At 68.9% G+C, this 8,277-nt stretch carries 5 protein-coding genes and 1 pseudogene; 3 read left to right on the top strand and 3 right to left on the bottom strand.

Translation table 11 applies throughout. From position 1 onward, the window contains the following. Together ACWEKM_RS33820 and ACWEKM_RS33815 are read left to right on the top strand one after the other, a co-directional pair. Positions 1-861: pseudogene (locus ACWEKM_RS33820) on the top strand (glycoside hydrolase family 2 protein); the annotation flags it as partial. Between the two features lie 80 nt (positions 862-941). Continuing rightward, a complete protein-coding gene (locus ACWEKM_RS33815) occupies positions 942-2,393 on the top strand; it encodes a serine hydrolase domain-containing protein (RefSeq protein ID WP_451625084.1) in 1,452 nt (483 codons plus the stop codon). 143 nt (positions 2,394-2,536) lie between these two features. On the opposite strand, the gene ACWEKM_RS33810 is transcribed toward ACWEKM_RS33815, so the two are convergent. Next, a complete protein-coding gene (locus ACWEKM_RS33810; RefSeq protein ID WP_451625083.1) occupies positions 2,537-3,754 on the bottom strand; it encodes a family 16 glycosylhydrolase in 1,218 nt (405 codons plus the stop codon). Between the two features lie 575 nt (positions 3,755-4,329). Between ACWEKM_RS33810 and ACWEKM_RS33805 the strand changes: the two genes are divergently transcribed. Then, positions 4,330-5,052 (top strand): FadR/GntR family transcriptional regulator, encoded by a 723-nt coding sequence (locus ACWEKM_RS33805; protein ID WP_451625082.1) that lies wholly within the window; start codon positions 4,330-4,332, stop codon positions 5,050-5,052. A gap of 39 nt (positions 5,053-5,091) precedes the next feature. On the opposite strand, the gene ACWEKM_RS33800 is transcribed toward ACWEKM_RS33805, so the two are convergent. Both ACWEKM_RS33800 and ACWEKM_RS33795 read right to left on the bottom strand, forming a co-directional pair. Next, positions 5,092-5,907, bottom strand: coding sequence for a glycoside hydrolase family 16 protein (locus ACWEKM_RS33800; RefSeq protein ID WP_451625081.1), 816 nt, complete (start codon positions 5,905-5,907; stop codon positions 5,092-5,094). Between the two features lie 36 nt (positions 5,908-5,943). Beyond that, entirely contained in the window at positions 5,944-7,965 is a 2,022-nt protein-coding gene (locus tag ACWEKM_RS33795; protein WP_451625080.1) for a beta-galactosidase, read from the bottom strand. Positions 7,966-8,277: the final 312 nt, after the last annotated feature.

Here is an 8,277-nt window from a genome sequence, read left to right as displayed (position 1 = left end):
CCCGCCTTCCTGCTGCACCAGAAGGCGGGCGACGGCAACGGCAAACTCGACCGCGGATACGCCCCACACCTGCCCCGCCCCGCCGACTTCACCGACTGGCACTGGACCACCCAGCTCAACCAGGCCCGCGCCGTCGCCTTCGGCATCGAACACTTCCGCTCCTGGTGGCCCCGCACCGCCGGCGCCGTCGTCTGGCAGCTCAACGACTGCTGGCCCGTCACCTCCTGGGCAGCGATCGACGGCGACGGCCGGCCCAAACCCCTCTACTACGCCCTGCGACACGCGAACGCGCCACGGCTGCTCACCCTCCAGCCCCGCGACGGGCGTTCGGCACTGATCGCGGTCAACGACACCGACACTCCGTGGACCGGAGCGCTGCGGGCCGAACGGCAGTCCTTCCATGGCGACGTCAAGGCCAAGGCCACCCTCGAACTGGACGTCCCACCCCGCTCGGTGGCCCACCTCGCCCTGCCCGACTCGCTGCTCACCGCCGACGACCCGAAGAGCGAACTCCTCGTCGCAACCAGCGGCGAGGCCCGCGCCATTCACACCTTTCTGGAAGACCTCCACCTCGCCTACCAGCCGAACGGGATCACCGCACACGCCACCGCCGTGGAAGGCGGCTACCAGGTGGAGGTGCACGCCACCTCCTTCACCCGCGACGTGGCCGTGCTCGCCGACCGGCTCGCCCCCGACGCCGAGGCCGACGAGATGCTCGTCAGCCTGCTCGCCGGAGAAACCCGCTCCTTCTTCGTCCGCACCGCGGCACATCTGGACCCCGCAGAGCTGACCGGCCCACCGGTGCTGCGCACCGCCAACGACCTCTGCGGTCCTGCAACTCCTGGACAAGGAACCCCATAGGGTGGCCTTGTAGGGAGACAAAGAAGCCAGGGATCGTCAGTCGGAACGCGGCCGCGTTCTGTTTCGAAAGGTTGCACCCGATGAGCACCCGCCCCCTCCCCATCGTCGCCCCCTCGGCCGTCGGTGTGGACCCGCGCCGGGTTCACGCCTTCCTCGACGCCCTGGAGACGGCACCCGACATCGAGCCGCACAGCCTGATGATCCTGCGGCACGACCGGGTGGCCGCGGCCGGCTGGTGGGCACCGTACGACGCGCACCGGCCCCATCTGCTGTACTCGCTCAGCAAGAGCTTCACGTCCGCTGCGGCGGGCCTGGCCGTCGGCGAAGGGCTGCTCGGCCTGGACGAGCCGGTGGTGTCGTACTTCCCGGAGTTCGCCGCGGACATCACCGATCCTCGCAGCCGGGCCATGCTGGTACGGCACGTGGCGGCGATGGCCACCGGTCACGAGACGGAGACCCTGGACCGGGCGCGCGCCCTGGACGCCCGGGAACTCGTCCGCGGCTTTCTGCTGGTACCGCCGGACCGCGAGCCGGGCACGGTCTTCGCGTACAACCAGCCCGCCACCTACACTCTGGCCGCGATCGTCCAACGGGTCACCGGGCAGCGGCTCACCGACTATCTGCGGCCCCGCTTGTTCGACCCGCTGGGCATCGGCCGCACCGCCTGGCGCCAGCACCCGCCCGGTCGTGACCTCGGCTTCAGCGGCATGTACGCCACCACCGACGCCATCGCCCGCCTCGGACTGCTCCATCTGCGCGGCGGCAGCTGGCAGGGCGGTCATGTGCTGCCCGCCGCCTGGGTGGAGCAGGCGACCCGACCGCACATCTCCACCGACGACGACCCCACCAGGGGCCCCGACTGGCGCCAGGGCTACGGCTTCCAGTTCTGGATGTCCCGGCACGGCTACCGCGGCGACGGCGCCTACGGCCAGTTCTGCCTGGTACTGCCCGAACACGACGCGGTCATCGCCATGACGACCGCCACCGATCCGCTCCAGGACGTGCTCGATCTGGTCTGGGAACATCTCCTCCCCGCCTTCGGCCCCGCCCCCTGGGACGACCTGGTCGAAGAGGACTCCGCGCTGGCCGAGCGGTTGGCCGGCCTCGCCCTCCCGCCGCTCGCGGTCAAACCCACCCCCGTCGACCCCGCTGCCTGGTCGGGCGCCCGCTTCACCCCTGAGACGGGCCACTGCCCCCAGCAGCCCACGCTCACCGCGGTCACCGTCAGCCCCGCCGCCCACGGCTGGACCCTCACTCTCACCGAGGGCGACACCCACCTCGACACCCACCTCGACCTTTCCTTCGACGGTCCCCACTGGACCCTTGTCGACGGCCCTTCCGCCCCCGTCCCGACCGCCCTCAGCGCCGGCTGGACCGACGACGGCACGCTCCGCGCCGACATCATCTTCCTCGAAACACCCCACCGCCTGGCCCTCGCCTGTACCCTCTCGACCAGCACCTTCACGGCCCGCTGGCGCACCGAACCACTGGACCCGGGCGCCCTGCGCACACACCAGGCTCCAACGGGCTGACGCACCCCGCCCAGGGTTCAGCGGGCCCCCGGCCGCTGCCCGGGCAGGACCGACGGGTCCGCCGCCGCACACGTTGTGCCAACGTGTGGTGACCGCGGACCCGTCGTTCGTCGTTCACGCCCTTCCGGTGTCGGAGGGCGCCGTCACTTGGTCCAGGCGCGAACGTAGTCGACCTGGTACTGGCTGGGTAGTTGGGCTTCGGTGGGGAACCCGTTCCACAGGAACGCCTCGCAGTCGAGGAACATATACATCGGGTCATCGAAGGTGGTGGCTGCCAGCGACCACACCTGCGTGCCGTCGAAGTAGATCTTGAGTCCGTCGGCTGCCCAGTCGAAGCCGTAGACGTGGAAGTCGTCGGCCTTGACGACGCCGGTGTCGTAGAAGAGCTGGCCGCCTACGCTGCCGCCGTCGGTCCAGCCGATGTCCATCTTCCGGTCTGCCGCCGGGTCCGCGACCGCCGCCCCGATGTCCTGGGTGACGTCGACCTCCTGCCACGGACTGGGGTTCTGGAACCAGAACGCGCTGGTGTGGGAGGCTTTGGCGATCTTGGCACGGCACTCGTAGTAGCCGTAGCCGCCGCGGACCTTGGACTGGACACAGCCAGTGCTGTAGAAGCTCCCCGTCGGTACCGCGGGGTCGGTGGCGACCATCGCGACGAGAGTGAACCGGACCGAACCTGTGGAGTTGGCGTTCGCGAGCACCACCTTCGCCGAACCGAGCACCCGTGTCGAGAAGTTGATCGTCAGCATCTCGTACGAGCCGCTGGTGGTGGTCTTCTGGATGACGGTGTCGGCGTCGTCAAAGGCGCTGACCTCAAGGAGCGCCTTCCCGCCGTCGGCGGCCCTCGCGTATGCGGTCAGGGTGTACTCGCGCCCCACGTCCAGCGGCTGGGCGAACTGGTACACGCCGGTCGAGGCGTCCAGCACGAGCGCGAAGTTGCTGAGGATCTGGTTGTCGTAGACGACACTGGGGGTGCCCGCGTACGGGATCCAACCGTTGAATGATCCGCCGGTGCTGAAGGGCCCGTCGAAGGCGGGGTTGTTCAGGTGGTTGAGGTTGTTGAACGCGATCGTCAACGATCCGCCGCCGACGGTCAGCGCGCTCGGGGTGAAGTAGGAGGGGGCTCGGCCCTGCCAGTAGGTGTGGTGGTCGTACCACTTGGTGGTGTCCAGGCTCGTGCCGTCGAACTCATCGCTGAGATCCGGGTTGAGCGTCCAGGCGTGGTTGTTCGGATCGGACAGGGGCAGCACGTGTTTGCCGGCCCGCGGGCGCTTGGCGGCGAGGGGGGCGGATTGGGCCTCGGCCGGGACGGCGGCGGCCGTCACCAGACCCGCGGCTCCCGCGCCCAGGGCTCCTAACATCCACCTCCGGGACAGGGGACTGCTCTGATGTGCCTCTCTTCGGTTCGGGTCACCCATGGCGACCTCCTTGTCGGCATCGCGAGTGGCGTGGAACCGGGGCCGGGCGAAGGCATCTCCAGCAAGGGCCGCCGATTAACCCGGTCAATACCCCGATGAGCGTCTCTCAAAGGAGGCTAAGTTCACACCGGAGGGGCGTCAATAGCCCGGTCAAACATCCTTTACCACAGCTGTCCTCTTCCTCTCGGGGAAGAGAATATGCAGGTCACCGACATCTCGTACGATCATCTTGAGGCCCGGACGACTCTCGGACGACACCCGGACGACCCGATCTCCACCCCCTTCAACCCAGGACAGAGATGGCATATTCACCTGGTGAATTTTCCCGGAACTGGTTCGTGCTCAGGATCCCGGCCTGGAAGCAGAGGCGGGACATCGCCCATCCTTCGCGCGGCTCTCGCCACGGCCGACACCCGTCCTTCGGTGACCGTCCGCCCGCGACAAGTTGACCGGTCGGGCGATCGAGTACACAGCTCACCTGCCATAATGCTGCCCCGAACCGGCGAGGCAGGAGACTGATGGGACGCATCGACGGGGCTGTGCAGGCGATCAAGCGGCTCATCGCCGACGGCCAGCTGCGGCCCGGCGACAAGCTACCGATCGAGAGCGAGCTCGCGGAACAACTCGGGGTGTCGAAGAGCTCCGTCCGTGAGGCGGTGCGCGCGCTGACCACCATGCGCGTCCTGCGCACCCGGCAGGGCGACGGCACCTACGTCACCAGCCTGGAACCCGAGCTTCTGCTCGACGCGATGAACTTCATCGCCGACCTTCAGCAGGGCTCCGCCGTGCTGCACTTCTTCGAAGTACGACGGCTGCTGGAACCCGAGGCCACCGCGAGGGCCGCCCAGCGTATCGGCGCGGCGGACCTGGAGGAGCTGGCCCGCCTCCTGGACGAGGCCGAGCAACTGGCGAGCGCGCCCACGGTGGACCATGTCCGGTTGGTCGACAACGACCACGCGTTCCACTCACTGATCAACCGGGCGTGCGGAAACCCGGTACTCAGCAGTGTGATCGCCAACATGTCCGGGCAGACCCTTCGGGTGAGGATCTGGCGCGAGCTGACCCTTGAAGGCGTCTCGTTGCGCACGGTCGCCGAACATCGAGCCATTTACAGCGCGCTCGTCGACCGCGATCCCGAGCGGGCGCGGCTGCGTTCCGCGGTCCACGTCGCCGGAGTCGAGGACTGGCAGCGCGCCGCGCTGGCCGCGCAGGCGGCCGACGCCCTGGACGACGAGGCGTAGACCGGCTGCGCGGCCGAACTGATCAGCGCCGGCATGGATTCACCAGCGTTGGACGGACACGTTCCGTGCGTGGCAGTAGGTGTCGCCGCCCGGGCCGGAAGAACCAGAGGGCCCCTCCATCTGCAGGTCGAAGATGAGATACATCGGCTTGCCCATGAAACCCGCGCCGTTGTGCATCCCCTGCTTGACGTTGTCCAGGTAGTAGTGGATCGCGACGTCGGTGGTGTTCGTCCTCGTCAACCAGGCGGTGTAGTTGTGCCAGGAGCCCGGCGAGGCGACGGGCACCGTGATGGAACTCTTGTCCGTGGCCGTACGGAAGGTGTTCATATGCACCTGCGGTCCCCCCATGTACTCCATGATGTCCGCCTCAGGCGGCCAGGGGTTCGTCGCGGTCAGCCAGAACGCGGGCCATGTTCCGGTGGAATACGGAACCTGGAAGTCGCCGCTCACGATCCAGTTCGGGTACTGATCGGTGACCGTGATGCGTTGTTTCGCGTGCACCGTGCCGGAGTGGTAGTGGATCGGCAGAAACGGAGTGACGGTGCTGTTGCCCTCGTTGCCGGAGATCCGGCTGGCCTTGAGGGTCAGCACGCCACCGCTGCCGAGGTAGATCTGACTGTGGTTGGTGGAGCTGCCCACCATCCGGGCGGTGCCGTTGTGGTCCGGGCCCCAGGGATACAGGTAGTTCCAGGACTTTTCGAAGGTGGCGTAGTCGGTGAACGAGTTCTGGATCAGGAACTCGGCCGCGTGTGCCGCGGGCGCCTTGACGGCCAGGGCGGCCGAAGCGGCGAGGGCTGCCGTTCCGGAGATGAGTGCCCTGCGGCCGAGCTGCCGGTGCTGTCTTGCTTCCTCCATGTTCTGCTCCTTCAGGTGTGCGAGAAGTGCGGGTTCTCAGGGCTGGTCCTTCGGGTTGTCTTCGCGCACGACCGCCACATCGCCCGGGGGAAGCGTGAGCTTGCCGGGTGAGCGGGTGCCGGACAGGAGGTCGACTCCGGTGGCGGGCAGCTGCGCGGTGTGCTGGGTGTGGTTGACGGCGAAGAGCCAGGATGCGCCGCCTGGTGCGGTCCTGCGGGTGACCTCGACACCGGCTCCGGATCCCGGGACGGGAGGGGTACAGCCGGCCTCGGACGCCCAGCGGGGCAGCAGGCGCAGCAGCGAGTCGTCGTCGGGGCGCGTGGCGAGATAGCGGGCGGTGCCACGGCGGAGCACGGCAGGGCCGTCCGGCGCCGGTCCGTCGGTGAAGCGGGTCTCCACCTCGGTGCCCGGGTCGGGGATGACACGCTCGGCCCACAGCCGACCGATGGAACCGTCGTCCAGGCCGACGGACTGTCCGGCGGCCAGCGGGAGATACTCGTCGACCCGCAGTCCGAGGAGTTCACGCAGCGCCCCGGGACAGGGCCCGGGGTGGAGACGGTCGTCGGGATCGGCGAGGCCGCTGAAGGGACCGACGACCAGGTGGCCGCCGCGGGCGACATACTCCTCCAGAAGGCGCGCCGTGGTGCTGGACAGGGCGTAGAGCGAGGGCACGAGCAGGAGACGCTGGTCGCCGGGGGCCGGGACCAGGTCGCACGACAGTCCGGCGGTCCACAGGGCGCGGTGCCAGGCACGGACCACCGGGTGGTAGGTCATGTCGGCGCTGGGCCGATTGGGCAGTTCCAGAGCCCACATGGCCTCGTAGTCCAACAGGAGGGCGATCTCGGCGGGAGGGCAGGTGCTGTCGGGGAGGTCGGCGAGACGGGCCACGGCAGCGCCGAGGTCCTTGGCCTCCCGCCAGATCCGGGTGTCCTCACCACCGTGCGGGACCATCGCCGAGTGCCACTTCTCCACTCCGTAGGCGGACTGCCGCCACTGGAAGAACAAGGTGCCGTCGGCGCCACGGGCAAGATGGGTCAGGGTGTTGCGGGCCATTTCGCCCGGCGCCTTGGCGAGGTTGCGGGACTGCCACTGCACCGCGGACGTGGAGTGCTCCATGAGCAGCCAGGGCCGTCCGCCGGCCAGGCCGCGGGTCAGGTCGGCGGCCAGGGCGAGTTCGGCGGTGCGGTGCGGGTCCTCGGCCATGAGGTAGTGGTCGTTGGAGACGATGTCCACCTCGCGGGCCCAGCGCCAGTAGTCGGCCCAACGGAGATTGCCGGCCATGAAGTTGGTGGTGACCGGTCGGCCGGGCGAGTGGGTGTGCAGGATGTCGCGTTCGGCGCGGAAGCAGGCGCGGTGCTCGGCGTCGCTGAAGCGGTAGAAGTCCAGCCACAGGCCCGGCGGGAGGCTGCCCGTGCTGGTGCGCGGCGGAATCACCTGGTCCCAGTCGCTGTGGCGCAGGCCCCAGAAGGTGGTGCCCCAGCGGTCGTTCAGGGCGTCGAGGTCGTCGCCGTACGTGGCGCGCAGCCAGGTACGGAAGGCGTCGGCGGAAGTGTCGCACCAGCAATGGGCGTTGCCGTTGCCGTATTCGTTGTTGACGTGCCACATCACTACGGCCGGGTGCTCGCCGTAGCGTTCGGCCAGGCAGCGGGTGATCAGTGCGGCATGTTCCCGGTAGGCCGGCGAGGACGGGCAGTACGCCTGCCGGGAGCCGGGGGCGAGGGAGCGTCCGTCCGCGGTGACGGGCAGTGATTCGGGGTGGGCATGGAAAAACCACAGCGGGGGCGCGGCGGTCGGTGTGGCCAGGTCGACGGCGATACCGGCCTCGTGCAGCAGGGCCATGATCTCGTCGAGCCCCGAGAAGTCGAACACATCCGGCCGAGGCTCGATCCAGGACCAGGCGAAGATGCCGAGCGACACCAGATTGACCCCGGCCTCGCGCATCAGGCGGATGTCGTCGTGCCAGGTCGCCTTGTCCCACTGCTCGGGGTTGTAGTCGGCGCCATAGGCGGGGCGGGGGATGCGGCCCCATCCGGGGTGCGACTGGTCGGGGCGCAGCATGCGCGGGCTCCTGAGTACTGAGTTCGGTGGGTGCTGGACGGAAGTCCGTTGCCGTTTCGGGCACGGCGGGCTCGTCCGCAGAATGCGTGGGCGGGCGGATGACGCGGGTGCTGGGAGGAGGCATCGCGCAGACCCGCCCGCAGGGTCACGGAAGGCGGCACCGAGCCCGGCTCACCGGCAGCCAGCGTGATAAAGCGAATCAGGCGATGCGGTTAACCTAGGCGCGTTACATTAGGGTGTCAACGAGTGGTCGGAAGGTTTTCCCGGCCGAAGGGAGCGACCGCCGGCCTCGGTCCGGCGCCTCGCCCGGGC

The sequence above is a fragment of the Streptomyces sp. NPDC004752 genome, from assembly GCF_053601275.1.
The sequence above is the reverse complement of the archived record's forward strand: the minus strand, read 5'-3'. Positions and strand labels throughout refer to the sequence as shown.

Excerpts from the sequence above, each read along its gene's own strand:
- ACWEKM_RS33795 (WP_451625080.1), bottom strand. The coding sequence starts at position 7,965 with ATGCTGCGCCCCGACCAGTCGCACCCCGGATGGGGCCGCATCCCCCGC.
- ACWEKM_RS33805 (WP_451625082.1), top strand. The coding sequence starts at position 4,330 with ATGGGACGCATCGACGGGGCTGTGCAGGCGATCAAGCGGCTCATCGCC.
- ACWEKM_RS33815 (WP_451625084.1), top strand. The coding sequence starts at position 942 with ATGAGCACCCGCCCCCTCCCCATCGTCGCCCCCTCGGCCGTCGGTGTG.
- ACWEKM_RS33800 (WP_451625081.1), bottom strand. The coding sequence starts at position 5,907 with ATGGAGGAAGCAAGACAGCACCGGCAGCTCGGCCGCAGGGCACTCATC.
- ACWEKM_RS33810 (WP_451625083.1), bottom strand. The coding sequence starts at position 3,754 with ATGTTAGGAGCCCTGGGCGCGGGAGCCGCGGGTCTGGTGACGGCCGCC.